22 protein-coding genes are annotated in these 23,800 nt (G+C 64.5%); 19 read left to right on the top strand and 3 right to left on the bottom strand.

What is annotated here, in order from left to right; genetic code table 11:
• The first annotated feature begins 6 nt into the window (after positions 1-6).
• The 16 genes from ACQ4WM_RS08165 to ACQ4WM_RS08090 all read left to right on the top strand — a co-directional run bounded on the left by ACQ4WM_RS08165 (position 7) and on the right by ACQ4WM_RS08090 (position 17,943).
• On the top strand, positions 7-1,257 hold the full coding sequence (locus ACQ4WM_RS08165; RefSeq protein ID WP_436546163.1) for a metal-dependent hydrolase: 1,251 nt from the start codon (positions 7-9) through the stop codon (positions 1,255-1,257).
• A 3-nt stretch (positions 1,258-1,260) separates the two neighbouring features.
• Positions 1,261-3,006 (top strand): cation:proton antiporter domain-containing protein, encoded by a 1,746-nt coding sequence (locus ACQ4WM_RS08160; protein WP_436546162.1) that lies wholly within the window; start codon positions 1,261-1,263, stop codon positions 3,004-3,006.
• 60 nt (positions 3,007-3,066) lie between these two features.
• Positions 3,067-3,948, top strand: coding sequence for an ion transporter (locus tag ACQ4WM_RS08155; protein ID WP_436546161.1), 882 nt, complete (start codon positions 3,067-3,069; stop codon positions 3,946-3,948).
• Between the two features lie 40 nt (positions 3,949-3,988).
• Positions 3,989-4,969, top strand: coding sequence for a 3-oxoacyl-[acyl-carrier-protein] synthase III C-terminal domain-containing protein (locus ACQ4WM_RS08150; RefSeq protein ID WP_436546160.1), 981 nt, complete (start codon positions 3,989-3,991; stop codon positions 4,967-4,969).
• Positions 4,970-5,005: 36 nt separating this feature from the next.
• The gene (locus tag ACQ4WM_RS08145) at positions 5,006-6,043 is read left to right on the top strand and encodes an NAD-dependent epimerase/dehydratase family protein (RefSeq protein WP_436546159.1); all 1,038 of its coding nucleotides are present in this window, start codon (positions 5,006-5,008) and stop codon (positions 6,041-6,043) included.
• The gene (locus ACQ4WM_RS08140; RefSeq protein ID WP_436546158.1) at positions 6,036-6,866 is read left to right on the top strand and encodes an MBL fold metallo-hydrolase; all 831 of its coding nucleotides are present in this window, start codon (positions 6,036-6,038) and stop codon (positions 6,864-6,866) included. The genes ACQ4WM_RS08145 and ACQ4WM_RS08140 overlap by 8 nt, the downstream gene beginning before the upstream one ends.
• A complete protein-coding gene (locus ACQ4WM_RS08135) occupies positions 6,863-8,158 on the top strand; it encodes a F390 synthetase-related protein (protein ID WP_436546157.1) in 1,296 nt (431 codons plus the stop codon). The genes ACQ4WM_RS08140 and ACQ4WM_RS08135 overlap by 4 nt, the downstream gene beginning before the upstream one ends.
• The gene (locus tag ACQ4WM_RS08130) at positions 8,155-8,778 is read left to right on the top strand and encodes a phosphatase PAP2 family protein (RefSeq protein ID WP_436546156.1); all 624 of its coding nucleotides are present in this window, start codon (positions 8,155-8,157) and stop codon (positions 8,776-8,778) included. Before ACQ4WM_RS08135 ends, ACQ4WM_RS08130 begins: the two co-directional genes overlap by 4 nt.
• The gene (locus tag ACQ4WM_RS08125) at positions 8,775-9,893 is read left to right on the top strand and encodes a sterol desaturase family protein (RefSeq protein ID WP_436546155.1); all 1,119 of its coding nucleotides are present in this window, start codon (positions 8,775-8,777) and stop codon (positions 9,891-9,893) included. The genes ACQ4WM_RS08130 and ACQ4WM_RS08125 overlap by 4 nt, the downstream gene beginning before the upstream one ends.
• Complete coding sequence (locus tag ACQ4WM_RS08120; protein WP_436546154.1) at positions 9,890-11,002, top strand: fatty acid desaturase family protein; 1,113 nt, start codon at positions 9,890-9,892, stop codon at positions 11,000-11,002. Before ACQ4WM_RS08125 ends, ACQ4WM_RS08120 begins: the two co-directional genes overlap by 4 nt.
• An 80-nt stretch (positions 11,003-11,082) precedes the next feature.
• Complete coding sequence (locus ACQ4WM_RS08115; protein ID WP_436546153.1) at positions 11,083-11,652, top strand: GbsR/MarR family transcriptional regulator; 570 nt, start codon at positions 11,083-11,085, stop codon at positions 11,650-11,652.
• Complete coding sequence (locus tag ACQ4WM_RS08110; protein ID WP_436546152.1) at positions 11,649-12,293, top strand: DUF4166 domain-containing protein; 645 nt, start codon at positions 11,649-11,651, stop codon at positions 12,291-12,293. Before ACQ4WM_RS08115 ends, ACQ4WM_RS08110 begins: the two co-directional genes overlap by 4 nt.
• Positions 12,290-13,753, top strand: a complete 1,464-nt coding sequence (locus ACQ4WM_RS08105; protein WP_436546151.1) for a TIGR01777 family oxidoreductase — start codon at positions 12,290-12,292, stop codon at positions 13,751-13,753. Before ACQ4WM_RS08110 ends, ACQ4WM_RS08105 begins: the two co-directional genes overlap by 4 nt.
• Before the next feature lie 42 nt (positions 13,754-13,795).
• Positions 13,796-15,184: an ethanolamine ammonia-lyase subunit EutB gene (locus tag ACQ4WM_RS08100; RefSeq protein WP_436546150.1), complete on the top strand. Its 1,389-nt coding sequence runs from the start codon at positions 13,796-13,798 to the stop codon at positions 15,182-15,184.
• A 69-nt stretch (positions 15,185-15,253) separates the two neighbouring features.
• Positions 15,254-16,696, top strand: coding sequence for a pyridoxal phosphate-dependent decarboxylase family protein (locus tag ACQ4WM_RS08095; RefSeq protein ID WP_436546149.1), 1,443 nt, complete (start codon positions 15,254-15,256; stop codon positions 16,694-16,696).
• A gap of 14 nt (positions 16,697-16,710) precedes the next feature.
• Positions 16,711-17,943 (top strand): ATP-grasp domain-containing protein, encoded by a 1,233-nt coding sequence (locus tag ACQ4WM_RS08090; protein ID WP_436546148.1) that lies wholly within the window; start codon positions 16,711-16,713, stop codon positions 17,941-17,943.
• On the opposite strand, the gene ACQ4WM_RS08085 is transcribed toward ACQ4WM_RS08090, so the two are convergent.
• Entirely contained in the window at positions 17,940-18,872 is a 933-nt protein-coding gene (locus ACQ4WM_RS08085; protein ID WP_436546147.1) for a hypothetical protein, read from the bottom strand. The two genes, ACQ4WM_RS08090 and ACQ4WM_RS08085, sit on opposite strands and share 4 nt — an antisense overlap.
• 63 nt (positions 18,873-18,935) lie before the next feature.
• Between ACQ4WM_RS08085 and eutC the strand changes: the two genes are divergently transcribed.
• Positions 18,936-19,739 carry an ethanolamine ammonia-lyase subunit EutC gene (eutC, locus tag ACQ4WM_RS08080; RefSeq protein WP_436546146.1) on the top strand — a complete coding sequence of 268 codons (804 nt, stop codon included), beginning with the start codon at positions 18,936-18,938 and terminating at the stop codon, positions 19,737-19,739.
• Positions 19,740-19,824: 85 nt separating this feature from the next.
• Here the strand turns inward: eutC and tsaD are convergent, their stop codons facing one another.
• The gene (gene tsaD, locus ACQ4WM_RS08075) at positions 19,825-20,865 is read right to left on the bottom strand and encodes a tRNA (adenosine(37)-N6)-threonylcarbamoyltransferase complex transferase subunit TsaD (RefSeq protein WP_436546145.1); all 1,041 of its coding nucleotides are present in this window, start codon (positions 20,863-20,865) and stop codon (positions 19,825-19,827) included.
• Positions 20,866-21,075: 210 nt separating this feature from the next.
• Between tsaD and ACQ4WM_RS08070 the strand changes: the two genes are divergently transcribed.
• A complete protein-coding gene (locus ACQ4WM_RS08070) occupies positions 21,076-21,483 on the top strand; it encodes a nitrite reductase (NAD(P)H) small subunit (RefSeq protein ID WP_436546144.1) in 408 nt (135 codons plus the stop codon).
• Positions 21,484-21,564: 81 nt separating this feature from the next.
• On the opposite strand, the gene ACQ4WM_RS08065 is transcribed toward ACQ4WM_RS08070, so the two are convergent.
• Entirely contained in the window at positions 21,565-22,626 is a 1,062-nt protein-coding gene (locus ACQ4WM_RS08065; protein ID WP_436546143.1) for a 3-deoxy-7-phosphoheptulonate synthase, read from the bottom strand.
• Between the two features lie 149 nt (positions 22,627-22,775).
• On the opposite strand from ACQ4WM_RS08065, the gene ybiB reads away from it, so the two are divergent.
• Positions 22,776-23,768 carry a DNA-binding protein YbiB gene (gene ybiB, locus ACQ4WM_RS08060; protein WP_436546142.1) on the top strand — a complete coding sequence of 331 codons (993 nt, stop codon included), beginning with the start codon at positions 22,776-22,778 and terminating at the stop codon, positions 23,766-23,768.
• Positions 23,769-23,800 lie beyond the last annotated feature (32 nt).

Here is a 23,800-nt window from a genome sequence, read left to right as displayed (position 1 = left end):
TGCCCGATGGATAATATTACACATTCGGTGATCGGCCTGGGCGTCGGTGAGCTGCTGCACCGCAGCTTGCCGCCCGAGCCGCAGGAAGCCCCCCAGCGCACGCGGCGCGCCCTGTTTCTGTTTGCCGCTTGGTTCGCCAGCAATGCACCAGACCTGGACCTGTTCCTGACCCGGCTGATGCCCCGCCCCTTCGGCTACATGCTGCAGCACCGTGGCCATACCCATACCCTGCTGCTGGCGATACCGCAAGCCTTGCTGGTGCTGGCCCTGCTGTGGCTGCTATGGCCCGCTGCGCGCCGGCTGCTGAAAACCAGCCAGCCGGCACGCATCGGCCTGGCGCTGTGCTTGCTGCTGGGCTTGGGCTTGCACATGGGCATGGATTTCCTGAATTCTTACGGCCTGCATCCGTTTTACCCGTTCGACAACCGCTGGCTGTATGGCGACATGGTATTTATCGTCGAGCCGATGTTCTGGGTGCTGCTGGGCGTGCCCGTGATGATGTCCCTGCGCAGCAGAGCGCTGAAAGGCTTGCTGCTGGCTGGCCTGGCGGCGGCCCTGTGTTTCTTTGCCTATAAAAATTACCTGGCGCCGCTGGCGCTGGGCGTGCTGCTGGCGCTGGGCGCGATGATGGCAGTCGTGCAAGGGCGCGCCGGCGTGCGGGGAAAAGGTGCTTTGCTGCTGGGCTTTGCGCTGTCTGCCACCTTTATCGGCATGCAGGGCACGGCCTCCGCGCTGGGCCGCGCCAGGGTCGAGGCCGCCTTGCAGCACATCGATCCGGGCACCCGCGTGTGGGACGTGGCCATGACGGCTTTCCCCAGCCACCCGCTGTGCTGGACCTATGTTTCGCTCGACAGCAAGACCGATGCCAAGGCGGACGCCTATACGCTACGGCGCGGCACCATGAGCCTGCTGCCGGTCAGCCTGGCGCCGGCAGCCTGTCCGGCCGGCCTGGCCGAACCCGGTGATGGCGGTGGTAAGCTGGCGCCAGGCATTGCCGTCTCGGCGCAAGCCACCGGTAGCCTGGCGGCCCTGCGCGCGCTGCAATCGACCAATTGCCACGCCGACGCCTGGCTGCGCTTTGGCCGCATGCCCAAACTGAGCGGGAGCAGCCTCACCGATGTGCGCTTCAACCCGGACATGCAGGACAATTTCACCACGGTGCAGCTGGAACAATTCAGCGGCCAGCCTTGTCCAGGCCATGTGCCGGGCTGGGAGCGGCCGCGCGCCGACATGCTGGGTTTGCCAGAAGGAAAATAACTCGTGGAAGAACAGCACGCCCTGCCGTATTTGCGCGAAACGCTGCTGTTTCTCGCCCTGGCCGGCATCTTCATTCCGCTATTGCAGCGCCTGAAAGTCAATCAGGTACTGGGATTTCTCGCCGTTGGCGCGCTGTTCGGGCCGTTCGGCTTCGGTTTGTGGGCCGCTGACTTCACCTGGCTCAAATATTTTTCCTTTGTGCGTGCCGAGCAGGTCAGCGGCCTGGCCGAGCTGGGCGTGATGTTTCTGATGTTCATGATCGGCCTGGAACTGTCCACCGAACGGCTGTGGGCGCTGCGGCGCTGGGTGTTTGGCGCCGGCGTGGGGCAGGTGGCCGTGAGCGCCTGCCTGATCGGCGCGGTGGCGTATTATTTTGGCCTGTCGCTGGAAGCGGCCATCGTGCTGGGACTGGTGCTGTCGCTGTCGTCGACCGCCGTCGTGATGCAGTTGCTGACCGAGCAGCGTGCGCTGCAGACTCCAAGCGGCCAGGCCGGCTTTTCCATCCTGATGTTCCAGGACCTGATGGTGGTGCCGCTGTTTATCCTGATCGATGTATTCGCCAGCGGGCGCAGCGACGACCTGGCTGCTCTGCTCGGCTTCGCTGCCCTGAAGTCGATCGGCGCCATTTTGCTGATCTATCTGCTGGGGCGGCGCGTGATCCGCCCGTTGTTCCAGTTTTTTGTCGGCAAGCGCCAGCCCGACGTGTTCATGGCACTGACCTTGCTCAGCACCCTCGGCATTGCCGGGCTGACCTACCTGGCCGGTTTGTCGATGGCGCTCGGCGCCTTGCTGGCTGGCCTGCTGCTGGCAGAGACTGAGTTTCGCCATGAAGTGGAGGTGATTATCGAGCCGTTCAAGGGCCTGCTGATGGGGCTGTTTTTCATGTCGGTCGGCATGCAGATCGATGTGCGCGAAATCATCCGCTCGCCCATCTGGATACCGCTGGCCGTGCTGTGCCTGTTTGCCGTCAAGACCCTGGTGATCGCCGTGATCTTCCGCCTCGGCCGCTTTCCCTGGGGCCGTGCGGTGGCCTCGGGCGTGCTGCTGGGGCAGGGCGGTGAGTTCGCCTTTATCGTTGTCGCCTATGCGTTGGGCAAGCGGCTGGTCGCGCCCGAAGCGGCGCAGTTCGTGATGCTGGTGGTGGGCCTGAGCCTGTTCGCCACGCCGGCGCTGGCGAAAGCGGCGCGCGGCCTGGGCGACTGGTGGGACAAGCGCCACCATCACCAGCTGGCCGACCTCGATGCCGGCGCCGCGCCGCCGGCGGGCAGTGTCATTATCGCCGGCTTCGGCAGGGTGGGCCAGTTGCTGGCCAGGGTGCTGACCGAGCAGGACATCAGCTACGTGGCGATCGAGAACGATGCGCGCCTGGTCACTAGCCTGCATCCGCGCGGCTTTGCCGTCTATTTTGGCGACGCCTCGCGCGCCGAGCTGCTGCAGAAAGTCCATGCCGACCGTGCCGGCGCGGTGGTGCTGACGATGGACCATCCGGCCTCGGTGCTGCACGCGGTGCGCTCGATACGGCGCGCCTACCCGCAACTGCCCGTGTATGCGCGCGCCCGCGACGAAGCGCACGCGCTGGCGCTGGTGCAGGCCGGCGCCACCCTGGTCGTACCCGAGGCGCTGGAAGCTGCGCTGCAACTGACGGCCACCGTGCTGCAGACCATCGGCGTGAGCGAGGCGCGCGCGTTTGACATCGTGCAGGCGGAAAGGGATCGCCGCAACGCCGTGCTGCTGGACCAGCAGCCATAGCGTGTCGCCATTTTGGCGCGATAATCTATACAATCATTAGCATATGAGCACAATACCAGCATGAAGGCGGCACCCCTGACACCGCAGCAGCGCTCCGCGCAGGAAGCGCAGAAACGATACGGCAAGCCCGAGGCGGGCTGGCGCGCGCGCATGTATGGCGTTATTTTCGAGGCAGAAACGCAGGCCGGGCGCGCCTTCGACCTGGTGCTGATCGTTGCTATTCTGATCAGCGTGACGGTGGTGGTGCTGAGCAGTGTCGCCTCGGTGGCGGCCCGCTACGGCCAGTGGCTGGTGGGGCTGGAATGGTTTTTCACCTTTCTGTTCACGATTGAATACCTGGCGCGCCTGTCGTGCCTGCAGCATCCGGTGCGCTACGCGCGCAGTTTTTTCGGCATCATCGATTTGCTGGCCATCGTGCCGACCTATATCGGCCTGCTGCTGCCGGGCGCCCATGTGCTGATCGATGTGCGCATCCTGCGCCTGCTGCGCATGTTCCGCATCCTCAAGCTGACGTCGTATGTGCATGAATACACGATGCTGGGCCGGGCCTTGCTGGCCAGCCGGCGCAAGATCCTGATTTTTCTGTCGGTCGTGATGATGGTGGTGTTTTTGCTGGGCACCGTGATGTATGTGGTGGAAGGGCCGCACAACGGTTTCAGCAGCATCCCCACCTCGATCTACTGGGCCATCAGCACCATGACCACGGTGGGCTTTGGCGATATCACGCCGAAGACCGATATCGGGCGCACCATCGCCTCGATGATGATGCTGCTCGGCTGGGGCATACTGGCCGTGCCGACCGGCATCATCAGCGCGGAAATGACGGTGCAGCGCGGCGGCCGCCAGCAGGCTGGCCGCCGCTGTCCGGGCTGTGGCGAGCGCGATATCGATGACGACGCCAATTTCTGCAAGCACTGCGGCGATTCCCTGCCCATACCATGAAGCACGACGCCTCACCAACATAACAATAAGGAAGGCTCCCATGATTCCAGTACGCCTGATCGCGACAGGCAAGGCCGTGCCGTCGCATAGCGTGACGTCCGACAGCCTGGACCGAAAACTTGGCCATCCGCCCGGCTACACCTTGCAAAAAAGCGGCGTGTTGTCGCGCTTCGTGGCCGCACCCGACGAATCGCAAAGCCAGCTGGGCGCGGCCGCCCTGCTTGACGCGCTGAAGAACGCCGGCCTGCAGCCGGGTGACGTTGATCTGTTGATTGGCGCCTGCGGCGTGCCCGAACAAGCCTTGCCGAACACGGCCTGTTTTATCGCCCTGCACGCGGGCCTGCCAGCCGGCACGCCCGCCTTCGACATCAACGCCAGTTGCCTCAGTTTCATGGCGGCCTTGCGCGTGGCCGCCTCGATGCTGGCCGACGGTGGCTACAAGCACATTGCGATTGTCTCGTCCGATCTCGCCTCGCGTGGGGTCGACTGGAGCGAACCGGAAGCATCGATGATCTTCGGCGACGGCGCCGCCGCCGTCATCGTCGAGCGCGGCGACGGCACGGCCGGCATTGTCGCGTACAAGATGGCGACGTATCCGGAAGGGCGGCGCTACTGCGAAATTCGCGGTGGCGGCACCGAGCGCAATCCGCGCAATGGCAGCGAACCGGGAGACTACCTGTTTCGCATGGACGGCAAGGCCGTGTTCCGCCTGGCCGTCAAGGTCATGCCGGCTTTTCTCGACCAGCTGGTGGCCGAATCCGGTGCCGGCCTCGATCGCATCGACGTGGTGGTGCCGCACCAGGCCAGTCCGCTGGGCCTGGCGCATGCTGCGCGCATCCTCGATGTGCCCGATGCTAAAATCATCAAGATCTTCGAGACCCATGGCAACCAGGTGGCGGCCTCGCTGCCCACCGCGTTGCACGAGGCCGTGATGACGGGCCGGGCAGTGCCGGGCCAGCGCCTGCTGATGATGGGCACGGCCGCCGGGCTGACCATCGGCGGCATGATAATCGATCTGTGATGCTTGATCCATGATGCGCGATATGAGGATGAGGTAATGAAGCGGATACTGGTCACGGGGGCGACTGGCGGCCTGGGGCGCAATGCCGTGCACTTCCTGCTGTCGCAGGGCGTGGACGTGCGCGCCAGCGGCCGCAACCTGGCCGTGGGCCGCGAGCTCGAACGCCTGGGCGCCCAGTTCGTGCCGCTCGACCTGGCGCAAGCCGCACCGCAGCAGGTCGATCAGCTGGTACGCGGCATGGACGCTGTCTGGCACTGCGCCGCGCTGTCCTCGCCGTGGGGGCTGGAACGCGATTTCATTGCCGCCAATGTCACCGCCACTGGCCAGCTGCTGCGCGCGGCCGGGGCCTCGCATGTGGCGCGCTTTGTGCACATCTCCACGCCGGCCCTGTATTTCGACTACCGCAACCGCCACGAAGTGCCGGAAACCTTCCGCCCCGACGTCTATGTGAACGCCTACGCGCGCACCAAGGCGATGGCGGAAAAACTGGTGCAGGAAGCGGCCGACAAGCACCGCCAGATGTTGTGCGTGATCTTGCGCCCGCGCGCCATCTTCGGCCCGCACGACCAGGTGCTGATACCGCGCCTGGCGCGCGTGCTGCAGGAACGCGGCGGCAAGCTGCCGCTGCCCAATGGCGGCGCAGCCACCATCGACATCACCTATGTTGACAATGTGGTACACGCCATGTGGCTGGCCACCCTGCACAAGACGCTGGCGTCGGGCAGCGCCTTCAATATCACCAACTGCGAACCGGCGCGCCTGTGCGACATCTTGCGCAGCCTGTTTGGCGACCATCTGCGCCAGCCGTTCGAGATCGTCAGCATGCCTTACCGGGTACTGGCAACCGTCGCCCGGCTGATGCAGTTCGGCGCCCGTTTCACGCGCCGCGAGCCGTCGCTGACGCCTTACAGCATCGGCGCGCTCAGTTTCGACATGACGCTCGACAACGCCAAGGCGCGCAAGGTGCTGGGCTACCGTCCCGTCGTCAGCCTGCAGGACGGCATCGCCCGCACGGCGCAGTGGATGCGCCAGGAGGCGGCCGCGCACCAGGTGGCAAAGGAGCGCAATGGCTAGCATTACCGCTTTTCGCGTCGGTCACTGCACCCATCCGTCCTGCATGGTGCTCAAAGGCAGTGGCCTGGCCAGCCGCTGCTTTCCTTCGCGCGCCTACCTGATCGAGACCCGCGCGGGCCTGTACCTGTGGGACACCGGCTACGCCGAACACTTCCGCACTGCCACGTCCAGGGGCGTGTACCGCATGTACGCTTGGGTTACGCCGATCTTTTTTGACGAAAACGAGTCGCTGCAGGGCCAGTTGCGCGCGCATGGCATATCGCCCGGCGATATCCACACCCTGCTGCTGTCGCATTTCCATGCCGACCATATTGCGGGCATGCGCGACTTTCCGCAGGCGCGGCTGATGGCGTCGAAGACCGGCTGGGACGCCGTACGTGGCCTGACCGGTATCCCTGCCGTGCGCAAGGCCTTTGTGCCCGAGCTGCTGCCCGCTGATATAGCGGATCGCCTGGCGTTTGTGGAAAGCGTGCCCGAAACCGCTTTGCCGGCCGAGCTGCACCCGTTCAAGACGGGGCGCGATGTCAGCGGCACCGGCGAGATCTATATCGTCGAGCTGCCCGGCCACGCCATCGGCCACCTCGGTGCGTTCGTGCTGCAAGACAGCGGCTGGACCTTGCTGGCGTCGGATGCAGCCTGGGTGCCGGAAAGCTTCCAGCAACTGCGCGGCCCGTCCGAGCTGTCGTTCATTATCCAGCACAAGCGCGCGCCTTATTACGAGACCCTGCACCGCCTGCACCAGCTGCACCAGGGCGGCAATGCACGGATCCGCATCACGCATGAAGACACCGATGATTACTTGCCTGTGGCGGGCCGACCTTGAAGCGCATTTTCTGGCTGCTGCTGGCCTACTGGCGCACGCGGCGCCTGCGCTTTGCCGGCCGCGCGCAGCTCGATGCGTATCAAGAGCGCCAGCTGGCAAGCTTTATGGACAAGCTATGCGCGCGCAGCAGGTACTTCGCGCCGTTCCGCGAGCTGCCTCTGGCCCGGTGGCCCAGCATGAACAAGGCGCTGATGATCGAGCATTTCGACGCCATGAACACGGCAGGCGTCAAGCTGGCGCCTGCGATGGCGGCGGCCATGGCGGCCGAGCGCAGCCGCGACTTCACGCCTGCGGTGGGCGAGATCACGGTGGGCCTGTCGTCGGGCACCTCGTCGCAGCGCGCCGTATTTACCGTCAGCCCGCGTGAAAAAGCCCAGTGGGCCGGCGTGATGCTGGCCAAGGCGCTGCCCGACGGCCTGTTTTCCGGCGAAAGAGTGGCCTTGTTCCTGCGCGCGAACAGCAATCTGTACACGGCCGTGCGCTCGCCGTGGCTGACCTTTGCCTTTTACGACCTGTTCCAGCCGTTCGACGCGCTGTGCGCCGAACTGGTGGCGTACCGGCCGTCCGTGATCGTGGCGCCGGCCCAGGTGCTGCGCCAGCTTGCGCTGGGCGTGATTGCGGGGCGCCTGACCCTGGCGCCGAAAAAAGTTATCTCGGTGGCCGAAGTGCTCGAAGCGCAGGACCGCGCGCTGATCGTGCAGGCGTTTGGCGCCGTGCATGAAATCTACCAGGCCACCGAAGGTTTTCTGGCCAGCACCTGCGAACACGGTGTGCTGCACCTGAACGAGGAATACGTGCATGTCGAGCCGCAGTGGCTGGACCCACAACAGCGGCGCTTCGTGCCCGTGATTACCGACTTTACGCGCATTACGCAACCCATCGTGCGCTACCGGCTCGACGATATCTTGCTGGCGCGCGCCACGCCTTGCCCCTGCGGGCGCGCCACGCGTGCCATTGAAGGCATCGAAGGGCGCTGCGACGATATGCTGGTGCTGCCTGCGCCCTTCGACGGCCAGACTGTGGCTGTCTTTGCCGATGTGCTGACGCGCGCGTTTGCGCAGGCCTTGCCTGCCGATTGCGACTATCGCCTGGTGCAGCAGGGAGCGAGCACCTTGCAGCTGCATGCGGAGCAGGATGATGCGGGCCTGGCCGCGTTGCAAGCCCACCTGGAAGGCGTGCTGCAAGGGCTGGGCGTGGCGGTCGAACGGCTGGACTGGACCGTCAGCCGTGATTTGCCGGCCTTTGATCCCACCATGAAACGGCGCCGTATCCGACGCCTAGCCTTGCCATGAATTTTTCCCGACGTTTGCTGTATCTGCTGGCCGGCTGGGGCAGCGTGGGCCTGGTGTATTTTTCCAGTGATTTGCTGCAAGGGCAGGGAATGATACTGCCCGAGACCTTTATCGACCGGGCGATTGCGTATAGCGACGCGGCGATCTGGCTGTACCTGTCCTTTTTTATCCTGATCCCTCACACCTACCTGGTGGTCAGCCCTGTCCGCGTGCGCTGGCTGGCGCGCGCCATGGCGGTGTCGGCGCTAATCTGCGGCGTGGTGTTCCTGCTGTATCCGACCACCCTGGCGTATCCGCCGGTAGGTGATGGCACCGGCTGGAGCACGCAGGTATTGCGCATGCTGCAGACGATGGATTCCACGCAGAACTGCCTGCCTTCGCTGCACGGCGCCTTGACCCTGCTGTGCGCCTGGGCGCTGCTGGAACGCGGGCGTCCGCTGCGCTCGGTACTGGCGGTGCTGCTGACGCTGGGCATCTGCTACGCCATCATAGCGCTGCGCCGGCATGTCAGCATCGACCTGGGCGCCGGCCTGCTGGTGGGCCTGGCGGGCGGCGCGCTGGCGAAAATGCGCGTATCCTCGGCAGATCGTCGCAACATTTCTGCGGAAATTGCACCATGAACCTCAATCCCTTTGCCCTCACTTTCGTGATCATGCTGGCCTTCGTGCTGGCCGAACTCCTGATACTCAAATGGGTACGCAAGACGCCGGTGCCATGGAAAGACGTAATCTTCAATCTCAATTCCGGCCATATCCTGATGTGGGTGTTTCGCGGTGTGGAAGTGGCCGCATTTGCGCTGCTGCTGCGCCATGCCAACCTGCATATTGTCGACCAGTGGCCGCTGGCGGCCCAATGGCTGTTCGCGTTTGTGGCCTGGGATCTGTGCTTTTACTGGATGCACCGCCTGCACCATAAAATTCCGCTGCTGTGGGCGGTGCACGTGGTGCACCACCAGGGCGAACATTTCAACCTGTCGCTGGGCGTGCGCAATTCCTGGTATTCGTCGCTGACCAATTTTCCGTTTATCGCCATCCTGGCCGTGCTGGGGCTGCCGCTGGAAATCTTTGTCGTCATCTCGTCGCTGCATTACTCGGTGCAGTTCTACAACCACAATGCGCTGGTCAACAAGTCCGGCATCCTCGATAAAATCATGGTCACGCCGTCGCACCACCGGGTACACCACGGCACCGACAAGCGCTATATCAACCGCAATTTCGGCGGCACCCTGCTGTTGTGGGATAAATTGTTCGGCAGCTTCCAGCCGGAGCTCGATGGCGTGGAAATGCGCTATGGCGTGAAGGGCACGACGCCTACCCACAATCCGCTATTGGCCAGCAACGGCAAACTGTTCAAATGGCTGCGCGCGCGCTTTCCCGACTGGCAGTCGCGCGGCGTGTTCCACGTGCCCGAACTGTATATCGGCGTCGGCGGCGTGATCCTGTTTGGCCTGGTGATCTATTACGTCAACCACGAGGCGGCATGGACCGCCGCGCAGCAGGGGGCGCTGTTTGCCCTGATCTTTGCCGGCACCCTGGCGCTGGGCGGCCTGTCGGATGCGCGCCGCTGGGGGGCGCTGGCGTGGATATCCATCTGTCTGGTGCTGCCGCTGCTGTTCCTGTTCTGGCAAGGTGCACGCGATGCCTGGGGCGTGATCTTCATGGGGCTGCTGCTGGTGCATGGCCTCGATGGCGCGCGCCGGTTATGGTGGCCGGCGCAAGAGGGCACGCGCGCATGACGGCGTCTTCCCAGCTGCCGCCGCTACGTTTTCGGCCGGCGCGCGATTCGGCCTTCCGGCGCGAGCTGCGCGAGCGGGCCGACGCCTACCTGGCGGCGGCATCCACGCACCGCTTTGCCGACTGGCGCATCCATCTCAAGGCGGTTGCCCTGACGGGCCTGGCGGTCGTGCTGTATGTGCTGGCGCTGCGCGCCGGGACCACTTTCGGCTTTGTCGCCAGCTATGTGGCCTGCGTGGTGACGGCGATGGTGCTGGCCATGAACAGCCTGCACGACGGCGCGCACAGCGCCATGTTCCGGCGCGGACCGCTGAATCGCCTCCTGACGCGCCTGGTCAGCTTGCCGGTGGGCGTGGACATGGATTTCTGGACCATCCGCCATGTGCAGTTCCACCACACCTATGCCAATGTCGAAGGCTATGACCTCGATACGGAGCCGAACCCGTTCTTGCGCCAGACGCCATACCAGCGCTGGTCGCCGCAGTACCGCTATCAATACCTGTACTGGCCCATGATCGCTGCGCTGTCGCTGCCCTACCTGAACTGGTATGGCGACTGGCTGGACCGCTTCGGCAAGACGCCGGTGGCGGCCCACAGCCAGCTGCAGGGCTGGCGTGGCTGGGCGATGTTCCTGGGCTGGAAGCTGGGCCATGTGGCGCTGGTGCTGGCGCTGCCGATCTGGGTGGTGCAAGGCCACGGCATCGGCTGGGCCACGGTGCTGGGCGCCTATCTGCTGGGGCAGATGATCGCCTCGTGCGTGCTGGTGGCGCTGATCCTCGGCACCCATTGGGCCGAAGTCGATTTCTTCCAGCCCGGCGAAGACGGCACCTTGCCGCATGACTGGTACCAGCACACGTTCTACACCACCTGTGACTGGACACCGAAGCCGCGCGCCTTGCGCTGGCTGGGCTACTGGCTCGGCGGCCTGAACCTGCACCTGACCCACCATCTGTTCCCGACCTGGAACCATCGCCACTACCCGGCGCTGGCGCGCATCATCGCCGAACTGGCGCCACGCCATGGCTTGACCTACCGCGAGATCGGCTACCTGCAGCTGCACGCCTCGCAGCAGCAGTTCCTCAAAGCCATGGGCCAGCCGCCTGCCTTGTAAGGAATCGTGCTTGACTCAGTTTCTTTATCGCATTACATTTCTGCAACGACAGAAATAAGAGAAAAGATGGAGCCGAGATCATGGAGCTGAGTCCAACCACACAAAAGTACATTTTGCACTGGGGCGAAATGGGCACCCGCTGGGGCGTCAACCGCACCGTGGCACAGATTCACGCGCTGCTGTTCCTGGCCAATGAGCCGCTGACGGCGGAAGAGATTGCCGCCAGCCTGAACGTGGCGCGTTCGAATGTCAGCAACAGCCTGAAGGAATTGCAAAGCTGGGGCCTGGTGCGCGTGACCCACATGCTGAAGGACCGGCGCGACCATTTCGTGGCGCTGCAGGATGTGTGGGAGATCTTCCGCGTCATCATGGAAGAGCGCAAGCGGCGCGAGATCGACCCGACCCTCACCGTCTTGCGCGAGTGTGCAATCGAAGGCGAGCACGATGCGGCGATTCCACCGGCCACGCTGGCGCGCATGGGCGAAGTGCTGGCCTTTCTTGAGATGCTGACCGCCACCTACAGCGACTACAAGAACCTGCCGCCAGCCACCTTGCAGCGCATGCTGGCGATGGGCGGCAAGGTGGCCAAGTTCCTCAGCCCCGAAGACAAACCTGAAAAATCCGCCAAAGCGAAGAAAGCCAAACCATGAACGGACCGTCCGAAGGAGAGTTGTTCAAAAAGGTGATGGGCGACGCCTGGCTGAACCTGCACCCCGATATTCGCCGCCGCTTTGAAAAAAATCCCGCACCGGGCCAGCCCTTGTATTACCGCGGCGAACTCAGTGAATTGAGCAGCTCGCGGCTGGGCAAGCTGCTGGGCTGGATCACGCGGCCGTTCATCAACGGCGCGCTGATACCGCATGACGACTACCATTTCCCGGTCGATATCGAGGTCTATTCGCGGCCCGGCTGCCCGCACATTTTCAAGCAGCGCACTTATCGCCTGCATGGCCGCAAGCCGATCCGTTTTACATCCTACATGGCGGAGAGCGAAAAAGGCGAGGTGCTGGAATATGTGGGCATGGGCCTGGGCATGAAGCTGGTGCTCGATATTCGCGAAGGCAATCTGTACTTTACCAGCGACGGCTATTTCCTCGACCTGTTCGGCTGGCGCATGCCGCTGCCCGGCCTGCTCACGCCCGGCAAGACCTATCTGTGCCACCGCAACGACAACCCGCAGCAATTCAATATCCGCATCGAGATCCGCCACGCCCTGTTCGGCACCACTTTTACCCAGGTTGGCGTATTTCGCGAAGCGGCTGCCCCCGACACTCACAAGGACTCACCATGAATACGCATCTGCTGGCCCTGCAACTGATGGCTTTCCAGGGCTGCCTGGGCGCCTTTGACACCATCTACCACCATGAAATCACCGAAGCGCTGCCGAAAAAAAAGTCGGCGCGCCTCGAATTGACCATCCACTCGATCCGCGCGCTGATCTACAGCCTGCTGTTTGCGGGCCTGTCGTCCTGGGAATGGCATGGCGCCTGGGCCTGGGTGCTGGTAATCGTCTTCAGCGTGGAGATCGTGCTGACGCTGTGGGACTTCGTGGTCGAAGACCGCACCCGCCTGCTGCCGGCCACCGAGCGGGTCACCCATACGGTGCTGGCGATCAATGCCGGCGCATTTATTGCGCTGCTGGCCCTGAACAGTGTCGACTGGGTCGGCTTGCCAACCGCGCTGGCCTGGCAGCCTTATGGCTGGCTCAGCGTGTTCCTGGCCCTGTGCGGCGTGGGCGTGGGCTTGTCGGGCCTGCGCGACGGCTATGCGGCATGGCAGCTGGGAAAACGGGTAGAAAAGGAGGAAAGGGAGACAGAACAACCGTCCTTCGCCAGCGCGCCGCAGCAAGTGCTGGTCACCGGCGCCACCGGCTTTATCGGCCAGCAGCTGGTTGCCGCCTTGCTGGCCGATGGCCATGCCGTGACGGTGCTGACGCGCCAGGCCAAACAGGCAGCGTGGACGTTTGACGGCAAGGTGCGCTGTGTCACCAGCATGAACGATCTGGCCGACACTGCCCATATCGACATGGTGGTCAACCTGGCCGGCGCGCGCATCGTCGGCGCGCGCTGGACCGATGCCCGCAAGGCTGCCTTGCGCCGCAGCCGCATCGGCTTGACGCAGGAGGTGATTGCCTGGATCGCGCGCGCCAGCCACAAGCCGCGCGTGCTGCTGTCGGCGTCGGCCATCGGCTACTACGGCGTGCAGCCGCAGGGTGACGACACCGAGCTTGGCGAGGATAGCGCGCCGCAGCCTATCTTCATGTCGCAGCTGTGCAGCGAATGGGAGGCGGCTGCGCGCGGCGCCGAACAATATGGCGTGCAAGTGGGCTGCATGCGCTTTGGCCTGGTGTTCGGCCACCAGGGCTCCTTGCCGCCGATGCTGCTGCCGATACGCCTGGGCGCCGGTGGCCCGCTGGGCAGCGGCCGCCAGTGGCTGTCGTGGGTACATGTGGACGATGTCATCCGTGGCATTGCCCACCTGGCACGCCGCAGCGAAAACGGTGGCGTGGATGGTGCCTGGAATTTTTGCGCACCGCAGGCTCTGCGCCAGGGTGAATTTGCGCGGGTTGCCGGAAAAGTGCTGCACCGCCCATCGTTCATGCCCACGCCCGCTTTTGCCATGCGCACACTGCTCGGCGAGCAGGCCGACCTGCTGGTCGAAGGCCAGCGCGTGGCGCCGCGCCGTTTGCTGGCCGACGGCTTCGTGTTTCGCCACCCGGCGGTGGAAGAGGCGCTGCGCAGCCTGGAATAACTTCGTGCAGGCGTAGAATGGTTGCCACGGGAGGATAGCCTGATGACGGAATATACGCATACGCTGGGAAGCATGGTCTACCGCTTCCGCGACCTGAAAGACCTGCTGGCCAAGGCAACTCCGCTGCGCTCGGGCGATGTGCTGGCCGGCGTGGCCGCTGGCAGCGCGCAAGAGAGAGTGGCCGCGCAACTGGCGCTGGCCGACCTGTCTTTGAGCGTATTTCTGAACGAATCTCTGGTGCCGTACGAAAGCGATGAAGTCACGCGGCTGATCATCGACACGCACGACCGCGCCGCGTTTGCGCCGATCGCGCACCTGTGCGTGGGCGAGCTGCGCGACTGGCTGCTGTGCGATGCGGCCGACAGCGCCGCGCTGGCGGCGGTAGCGCGCGGCATCACGCCCGAAATGGCGGCGGCCGTGTCGAAACTGATGCGGCTGCAAGACCTGGTGCTGGTAGCGCGCAAATGCCGCGTGGTGACTGCCTTTCGCAATACCCTGGGCCTGGAGCGCCGGCTGGCGACGCGCTTGCAGCCGAATCACCCGACCGACGACGCTACCGGTATCGCGGCCTCCATCGTCGATGGCCTGATGTATGGCAGCGGCGACGCCGTGATCGGCATCAATCCGGCCACCGACAATGTGGCGCAGGTAGTAGCCCTGCTGCAACTGCTTGATGGCGTGATTGGCCAGTACCAGATTCCCACCCAGTCCTGCGTGCTCACGCATGTGACCAATACCATCGAGGCGATACGGCGCGGCGCCCCGGTCGACCTGGTGTTCCAGTCGGTGGCCGGCACCGAGGCGGCCAACCGCAGTTTCGGTATCGACCTGGCGCTGCTGGCCGAAGGCCGGGCGGCGGCGCTGTCGCTGGGGCGCGGGACTGTCGGCAAGCACGTCATGTATTTCGAAACGGGGCAGGGCAGCGCGCTGTCGGCCGGTGCGCATCACGGCATGGACCAGCAGACCTGCGAGGCGCGCGCCTATGCGGTGGCACGCGCGTTCGAGCCGCTGCTGGTCAATTCGGTGGTCGGTTTTATCGGCCCCGAATACCTGTACGACGGCAAGCAGATCATCCGCGCGGGGCTGGAAGACCATTTCTGCGCCAAGCTGCTGGGCCTGCCCATGGGCTGCGATGTCTGCTACACCAACCATGCCGAAGCGGACCAGGACGACATGGACGTGCTCTTGACCATGCTGGGCGCGGCCGGCTGCAATTTTTTCATGGGCGTGCCGGGCTCCGACGACATCATGCTGGGCTATCAGAGCACGTCTTTCCACGACGCCCTGTATGCGCGCCGTGTGCTGGGCCTGGGCGCGGCGCCCGAGTTCGAGGCCTGGCTGGCGCGCATGCGCATTACCTGGGGCGACGGTCAACTCTCGACGCAACTGGCGCCGGCATTCCAGGCCGCGTTGGGGCGGCTGGCCAGGTAACACATGTAAATGGCACCCTGGCCAGCCATGCCGGTGCGATAATCAACCATCCATCAACGCGACGCCATCATGCTGCCACCCGACCCTGAATCACTGGACCCCGAAGACTGGGACGCCTTCCGCGCACAAAGCCACCGCATGCTCGACGACATGCTCGACTATGCGCAGCAGATACGCCAGCGCCCCGTCTGGCAGCCCGCGCCCGCCACGGCGCGCGCCAGCTTTGCCGAGCCGCTGCCGCAGGCGCCTGGCGAGCTGGCCGATGCCCACGCCACCTTCATGCACGACGTGCTGCCCTATGCGGTGGGTAATGCTCACCCAGGCTTCATGGGCTGGGTGCATGGCGGCGGCACGCCTGTCGGCATGCTGGCCGAGATGCTGGCGGCCGGCCTGAACGCGAATGTGGGCGGACGCAGCCAGATGCCGGTGGAAGTGGAGCGCCAGATCGGCCGCTGGATGCGCGAACTGTTCGGCTTTCCTGATACGGCCAGCGGCGTATTCGTTACCGGCACCTCGATGGCCAATCTGATGGGTTTGCTGGTGGCGCGTACCGAAGCGCTGGGCGTGGCGGCGCGCCAGGATGGCATCAGGGCCGCGCCGCTGGTGGCCTACACCTCGGCCGCCGCCCATGGCTGCATCGCCCAGGCGATGGATCTGTCGGGCCTGGGCACAAGCTCCTTGCGCCGCATCGCCGTCAATCAGCGGCAGCAGTTTGACGTCACCGCGCTGGCGCAGGCGATCGCGCAAGACCGTGCGGCTGGCCTGCAACCGTTCTTTATCGTTGGCACGGCTGGCACGGTGGACACGGGTGCCATTGATGATCTGTCCGCCCTGGCGGCGCTGGCGGCACGCGAAAAATTGTGGTTCCACGTCGACGGCGCGTATGGTGCGCTGGGCATGCTGTCGCCCGAGGTGGCGCCGCTATTGGCCGGCATCGAGCTGGCCGATTCGCTGGCCTTCGATTTTCACAAATGGGGCCAGGTGCCATATGACGCGGGCTTTCTGCTGGTGCGCGACGGCGCCCGCCATATGGCGGCGTTTGCAGCGCCGGCCGCCTATCTGCGCCGTGAAGCGCGCGGCCTGGCCGGCGGCTCGCCGTGGCCGTGCGACTTCGGCCCAGACCTGTCGCGCGGCTTTCGCGCCCTGAAAACCTGGTTCACATTCAAGGTGCATGGCGCCGCGCGCATGGGTGCGGCAATCGCCCACACCTGCGCGCTGGCACGCTACCTGGCCCAGCGCGTGCAGGCAACGCCGGAGCTGGAATTGCTGGCGCCCGTCACGCTCAATATCGTCTGCTTTCGCCATCGTGGCGTGGTGGGCGCAGACAGCGATTCCTTCAATGGCGCACTGGTGGCTGACTTGCATGAATCGGGCATCGCCGCACCGTCGACCACCACCATCGGCGGCCAGCTGGCGATCCGCGCCGCCATCGTCAACCACCGTACGCGCGCGCAGGATATCGACGCGCTGGTCGATGCCGTGCTGCGCTTCGGCGCCGCTCGCCTCTCTTGATTTTTGGGAACACCATGACTGATTTGATGCGGCAGGCCGCCACCGCGTATGCGCCGCTGATTGGCCTGGCGCCCCTGATGCGCCTGGCCTTTTTACAGCAGGACCTGGCGCCGCTGGGCGAAGCGCTGCTGGCGCGCGCCCAGGCCCACCCGGACGACGCCCACGCCTGCCTCGATTTTTCCACCGTGCTGCAACTGAAAGGCCAGCGCGAGCTGGCGCTGGCGGTGCAGGCGCAGGCGATCGAACTGCAGCAGTGGTACAGCCTGCCCGCACAGGCGCCGCAGTCCGGCCCCGGGCTCAAGCTGCTGGTGGTGATGGGCCCGGGCGATTTGATGTCGAATACGCCGATTGAATTTTTGCTCGAGCAGTCCGACGTGGCGATGGATTTGCTGTACCTGACGACTGACAGCGTGTTTCCCGAAGAAGTGCCCGAGCACGATGTGCTGCTGGTGGCGGTGGCTGAATCGGATGCGAATCAACCCTTGCTGGAACGTCTCGCCGCATTTGTTTCCGACTGGCCGCGCCCGGTGGTCAACCTGCCGCAGCATATAGCCCATACCTCGCGCGATGGCCTGTGCGCCCGCTTGCACGGCGTGCCAGGCGTGGCCATGCCGCGCACGGTGCGCCTGGTGCGGGTGCAGGCCGAAGCACTGGCCAGTGGCGCGCTGCAAGTCGATGCGCTGCTGCCAGGCGACGATTTTCCGCTGATCGTGCGCCCGCTCGGCTCGCACGCGGGCCACGACCTGGAAAGGATCGCCAGCGCCGCCGACCTGCAGGGCTATCTGCAAAAAGTCGACGCCGAACGCTTTTACATTGCCCGCTTTGTCGACTACAGCAACATTGATGGCCAGTTCCGCAAATACCGCATCGCGCTGATCGACGGCCTGCCGTATATCTGCCACTTTGCCGTGTCGTCGCACTGGATGATCCATTACCTGAACGCGGGCATGGATGAAAGCGCGCTCAAACGCGAGGAAGAGGCGCAGATCATGGCGCACTTCGACGAGCAGTTTGCGCGCCGCCATGCTGGCGCTTTCAAAGCGATCAATGCGCGCATGGGCATGCCCTATCTTGGCATCGACTGCGCCGAGACGCGCGACGGTGAACTGCTGGTGTTCGAGGCCGACAACGCCATGATCGTGCACGCGATGGATGCCGAGGAAATGTACCCGTATAAACGGCCGGCCATGCAGAAGGTGTTTGCGGCGTTTCGCGCCATGCTGGCGCGCGCGGCAAGCACGGCCTAGCCCAGCAACTGCGCCAGCAGCGCGCGCTTGGCCGCGCTGCGCGGTGCATCCCAGTAGCCGTCGAACTGCAGCAGCAGCGCGCCATCGTGTTCGATGCGGACAAGCTGTGGCTTGCCCAGCATGACGGTGTGCACATAGCTGGCGAACGATTCTGCAAAGTCTTCATGCACGCTGGTGGCCGCATACAGGGTGGCAAAGTTCGCACCCTGCAGCTGGCGGTAAGCATCCACCATCTGGCAGCCCTGCATGCGCGCGCCGTGGTAGTAGACAATGTCGCTACGCAGCGCAAAGTCGTTCTCCGGCAGTGGAACCACCTGGCTGCGTGCGTCGATCTGCCAGGCCAGCGGCAGATAGTGATACTGGTGCGCGCCGCGCAGCGACTGCGCGTCCAGCCACCAGTCGTGCAGCAGATTGCGGCCAGCCGACAGCACATGGCCGAATTCATGCAGCAGCAGGTATTGCAGCGCGCCCTGGCGGTTGTCGTCCTCGGGCAGTGCAATCTGCGCGCTCAGGCGATAGCCGTCTTCAGTCGAGAACGGTGTATTTTCCTTCCAGGTGGCCCAGGCATTGGCTGTGCGCGATTCGAACGCGTCGACGTCGAGCGCCACCACCACGCCGAGGATCACGCCTTCGCTGCTGACGACGATATCGCTGATGGCGGACGAGCCCAGCTGGCGCGCATAGCGCACGCCCAGCAGCACGCCGTCGAGCAGCGCCTGCACGGACGCCGGCATGCCGGCGATCGCCGCGCGCACGTCGGCCTCGAAGGCAGCGTCCACTTGCGTTGACGACGGCTGCTCGGCCACGTCCATGGCGAGATTGACCTGCGTGACATGGTCTATGATTTCCGGCTGCGCGGGACCGAGGCGCTCGAGCAGCGCAGCATCGTATAGCTGGTCCCACAGCACGGCATCGGCGGCGACGATCATGGTGCTCCCTGGTGATATGCTGGTGCGCAGTGTAGCAAGATTCCACCACCCCGGGAGCATGCCATGGCCAGCGACACCGTAGTGACCGACAATCCCTGGCAAGCCTTGCGCCGCCATACCCGTGCGCGCATCGCGCTGGGCCGCAGCGGCGTCAGCCTGCCGACATCAAAACAACTGGCTTTCCAGCTGGCCCATGCGCAGGCGCGCGATGCGGTGCACCTGGAACTCGATACGCAAGCGCTGGCGGCACGCGAGCCGGGCAGCATCGCCTTGCACAGCGCGGCCGCCACGCGTGCCATCTATCTGCAGCGGCCCGACCTGGGGCGGCGTCTCGACGACGCTTCGCGCCAGCACCTAGCGGCCTGTTCCCGGGGAGTGGATCTGGCGCTGGTGGCTTGCGATGGTTTGTCCGCGCTGGCGATCGAACGCCATGCGGCGCCGTTCCTGGCGGCCCTGCGTGCAAGGCTGGCGCTGGAGTCATGGACGGTGTCGCCGTTAATCATCGTGCAACAGGGGCGGGTGGCGGCCGGTGACGAAGTGGGCGAATTGCTGCAGGCGCGCGCCGTGCTGGTGCTGATCGGCGAGCGGCCAGGCCTCTCTTCCCCGGACAGCATGGGCTTGTATCTGACGTGGGCGCCGAAGGTGGGCCTGCGGGACGACAGCCGCAACTGCATCTCCAACGTGCGCCCGGAAGGCATGGCGTATGGACAGGCTGCGTACCGGCTGCATTACCTGTTGTCGCAGGCGTTTGCGCGACAGTTGTCGGGGGTGGGGCTGAAGGATGAGACGGTGGCGGAGGAAGGCTTGGGACTAGGGCGGAATTTTTTATTGGGGTCAGACCCGCTGGGTCTGATCCCAGATTCCTGATGATTCGACGGATCGATATTTAAACGTCGCTGGCGGCGCGGCGGAAGGCTGGGGTCAGACCCGACGGGTCCGACCCCGGCTTCGATCAAACTTCGCGGATTTCATCGAGCGGCCAGCGCGGCCGCACATTGAACGCATAATCGCGCTTGGCCGCAGCAGGGTTGATCTGCAAGCGCATGGCGCCGGCAAAGGCGATCATGGCGCCGTTATCGGTACAGAACTCCAGCTCGGGGTAATACACCTTGAAGCGTTTTTTTGCCGCCGCCGCGTTGAGCGAGGCGCGCAGCTGGGCGTTGGCGCCCACGCCGCCAGCGATCACCAGCCGTTTCAAGCCCGTGTGCTTGAGGGCCGACACGCATTTGGCTGTCAGCACCTCGACGATGGCGTCGACAAAGCCGCGCGCGATATTCGCCTTGTCCTGCTCGCAGATATTGGCGATCACTTTTTCTTCGTGGTTTTTCACCACCGTCAGCACCGCCGTTTTCAGGCCCGAAAAGCTGAAATTGAAGTCTTTTGAATGCATCATCGGGCGCGGCAGCTTGTAGGCCAGCGGGTCGCCGAATTCGGCCAGGCGCGAAATCGCCGGGCCGCCCGGGTAGCCCAGGCCCAGCAGCTTGGCCGATTTGTCGAACGCTTCGCCGGCCGCGTCGTCCAGCGTTTCACCGAGCAGGGTGTACTGGCCCACACCGTCCACGCGCATCAGCTGCGTGTGGCCGCCCGATACCAAGAGGGCGATAAACGGGAACTCGGGCGGCTCTGAAGCAAGCAGCGGCGACAGCAGATGGCCTTCCAGGTGGTGGATGCCCAGCACCGGCTTGTCGATTGCCAGGCCCAGGCTGCAGGCCACCGACGAGCCGACCAGCAGCGCGCCGGCCAGGCCCGGGCCTTGCGTATAGGCGATGGCGTCGATCTGCGGCAGTGTGATGCCGGCCTTGTCCAGCGCTTCGGTCAGCAGCGGGATGGCGCGGCGGATATGGTCGCGCGAGGCCAGTTCCGGCACCACGCCGCCATACTGTTCGTGCATGGCGACTTGCGAATAAAGGGCATGCGACAGCAGGCCGCGGTCGGTGTCGTACAGGGCCAGGCCGGTTTCGTCACAGGAGGATTCGACGCCAAGAACAATCATGAAGGGTGCAAAGTAGGGGGAGTAATCCGTCATTGTAAAGGAAAGCGGCCACGCCAGCCTGGCCGCCGGCGCACCATTTCGGCGGCAGTGTGCACTTGCGCAGTGCGCTGGCGCGCACTCTGGCGCTTGGTGTCCCCTTGTCGGCGGTGTTTCAGCACTGGCACCGCTCTTGCTTATGGAACAGCTGTGCTTTTCTCACGGGAGCTTGTGATGCCGGAACAATGGAAAATGATATGCCGCCTGAAGGACATGCCTTTGGCGGGCGCGCGCATGGTGCAGCGCGGGCTGGCCTGGCAGGATTTGCCTGGCGTGGCGCTGTTTCGCGCGGCCGACGACACGGTCTACGCACTGCTCGACAGCGTGCCTTGCCTGGGTGGCCCGCTGGCGCATGGCGTGCTGATGGAGAAAAACCTGATCGGGCCGAAGAATAGCTGGATCATCGAACTCGATTCGGGCCGGCTGGTCGCGCCCGTGCAGGGTGTGGCGCGCATGTATGCGGTGCGTATCCTGGACGGGCGCATCTACCTGGACCTGAAAGAACTCAACGTCCCGGCCAGCAAGGCCGAGCAGGCGCTGGCCGGCTCGTTTGCGCTGCTGCCGCATGTACAAATGGCGTGATTCTGGGGTCAGACCCCCGCCACCGTTAGCGCAGGCCTCCGAGTTTGCGGCATTGAGGGTCTGACCCCCGCAGTTTGCTGCTTACCGTGGCCGCTTGAGCAAATGCGCATGCGCTTCGCGCAGCATGGTGGCGGTAGTATCCCAGTCTATGCAGCCGTCGGTCACCGAGCAGCCATAGGTCAGCTGCGACAGGTCTTGCGGAATTTTCTGGTTGCCCTTGACAATATTCGATTCAATCATCACGCCCACCAGCGAGCGGTTGCCCTGCACGATCTGGTGGATCACGTCGGCCATCACCAGCGGCTGCAGTTCCGGCTTCTTGTAGCTGTTTGCATGCGAGCAGTCGACCACCAGGTTGGCCGGCAGCTTGGCCTTGGCCAGCGCCTGTTCGGCGATCGCGATCGACACCGAATCATAGTTCGGGCGGCCGTCGCCGCCGCGCAGCACCACGTGGCCATAGGCGTTGCCGCGCGTGCGTACGATGGACACATTGCCTTCGCCGTTGATGCCCAGGAAGGAGTGCGGGTGCGCCGACGACAGGATGGCGTTGACGGCGATGCTGATGTCGCCATCGGTGCCGTTCTTGAAACCGACCGGCGTCGACAGGCCCGACGACATTTCGCGGTGGGTCTGCGATTCGGTGGTGCGCGCGCCAATCGCCGTCCAGGCGATCAGGTCACCCAGGTATTGCGGCGAGATCGGGTCCAGCGCTTCGGTGGCGGTGGGCAGGCCCAGTTCGCACACGTCGAGCAGGAACCGGCGCGCCTTTTCCATGCCTTCGTTGACCTTGAACGTATCGTCCATGTACGGGTCGTTGATATAGCCTTTCCAGCCGGTGGTGGTGCGCGGTTTTTCGAAATACACCCGCATCACCAGCAGCATCGTGTCCTTGACTTCGTCTTGCAGCGCTTTCAGTCGGCGCGCGTAATCGAGGCCGGCCACCGGATCATGGATCGAGCACGGGCCGACCACCACGAACAGGCGCTGGTCCTTGCGGTCGATGATGTCGCGCAGCGCTTCGCGGCCGCGGTTGACGGTGTCAAAGGCGCTGGCCGACAGCGGCAGTCTGGCGTGCAGTTCGGCCGGCGTGGGCATAGGCGCGAAGGAAATGACGTTGATATTTTCGATGTCTGGCGTATTCATGAGTCTGGCTGGGCTTTCGCTATTGCATGCTTTAAGAGGCAATAGTGTAGCGGAAATGCGCCCTGGCGGAAGATTGTTGGTTAAAAACGCCAGGCTACATGATTTCTTCATGTAGCCATACAGATGCCAAATCCGTGTAAGCTGGCGCCATGACTACCGTATCCATTCCCCATACCGACGTGGCCGGAGAGCCATTTCCCGCCGCCCGCTTTATCAAGGAAATCGGCCGCGGCAAGAACGGCGCGCGCAGCATGACGCGTGATGACGCCTGCGCCCTGTATCGCGCCATGCTCGATGGCCGCGTGTCCGAGTTGGAGCTGGGCGGCATTTTGCTGTCGATGCGCATCAAGGGTGAATCGGTGGACGAGATCGCCGGTTTCCTCGACGCGGCCGAAGCGTCGTTTGCACCGCTGCAGGCGCCAGCCGGACCGTACGCGCCTGTCGTCATACCCAGCTACAACGGCGCGCGCAAGATGGCCAACCTGACGGCCTTGCTGGCGCTGCTGCTGGCGCGCGCCGGCGCACCGGTGCTGGTGCATGGCGTCACGCTGGACGTGGGCCGCGTGAGTACCGCCGAAGTACTGGCCGCGCTGGACGTGCACGCCTGCGACAGCCATCAACAAGCGCAAGACGTGATGGCGCGCGGCGAGGTCGCGTTCATGCCGATTGCCACGCTGGCGCCGAAGCTGGCCTGGCTGCTGTCCTTGCGCCGCGTGCTGGGCGTGCGCAATTCCACCCACACCCTGGTGAAAATCATGCAGCCGTTTGCGGGGCCGGCGCTGCGCCTGGTGTCGTACACGCACCCGGAATACCTGGAAATGCTCGGTGAATATTTCATCACTGCCGCACCGGTCGGGCGCGGCGACGCCTTTCTGATGCGCGGCACGGAAGGCGAAACGGTGGCCAACGCCAACAAGGCCCAGCAGATCGACTGGTTCCACGGCGTCGAGCGTACCGTGCTGGTGGAGAAACAGTTGCTCGTCGAGCAACTGCCGCATTTGCCGGTGGAACGCGACGCGGCCACCACCGCCGCCTGGATCAAACAGGTACTGGCCGGCGCCATTCCCGTGCCGCCATCGATCGCGCAGCAGGTGGAGCAATGCCTGATGGCGTCTGCCAGGATCGCAGGCGCCGCCGCCTGATGGCCTGCGCCGTTTACAATGGCGCTTTTGTA

Source organism: Janthinobacterium longum, from assembly GCF_051380735.1.
GTDB lineage: Bacteria > Pseudomonadota > Gammaproteobacteria > Burkholderiales > Burkholderiaceae_D > Janthinobacterium.
This window is presented reverse-complemented; position numbering and strand designations above follow the sequence as displayed.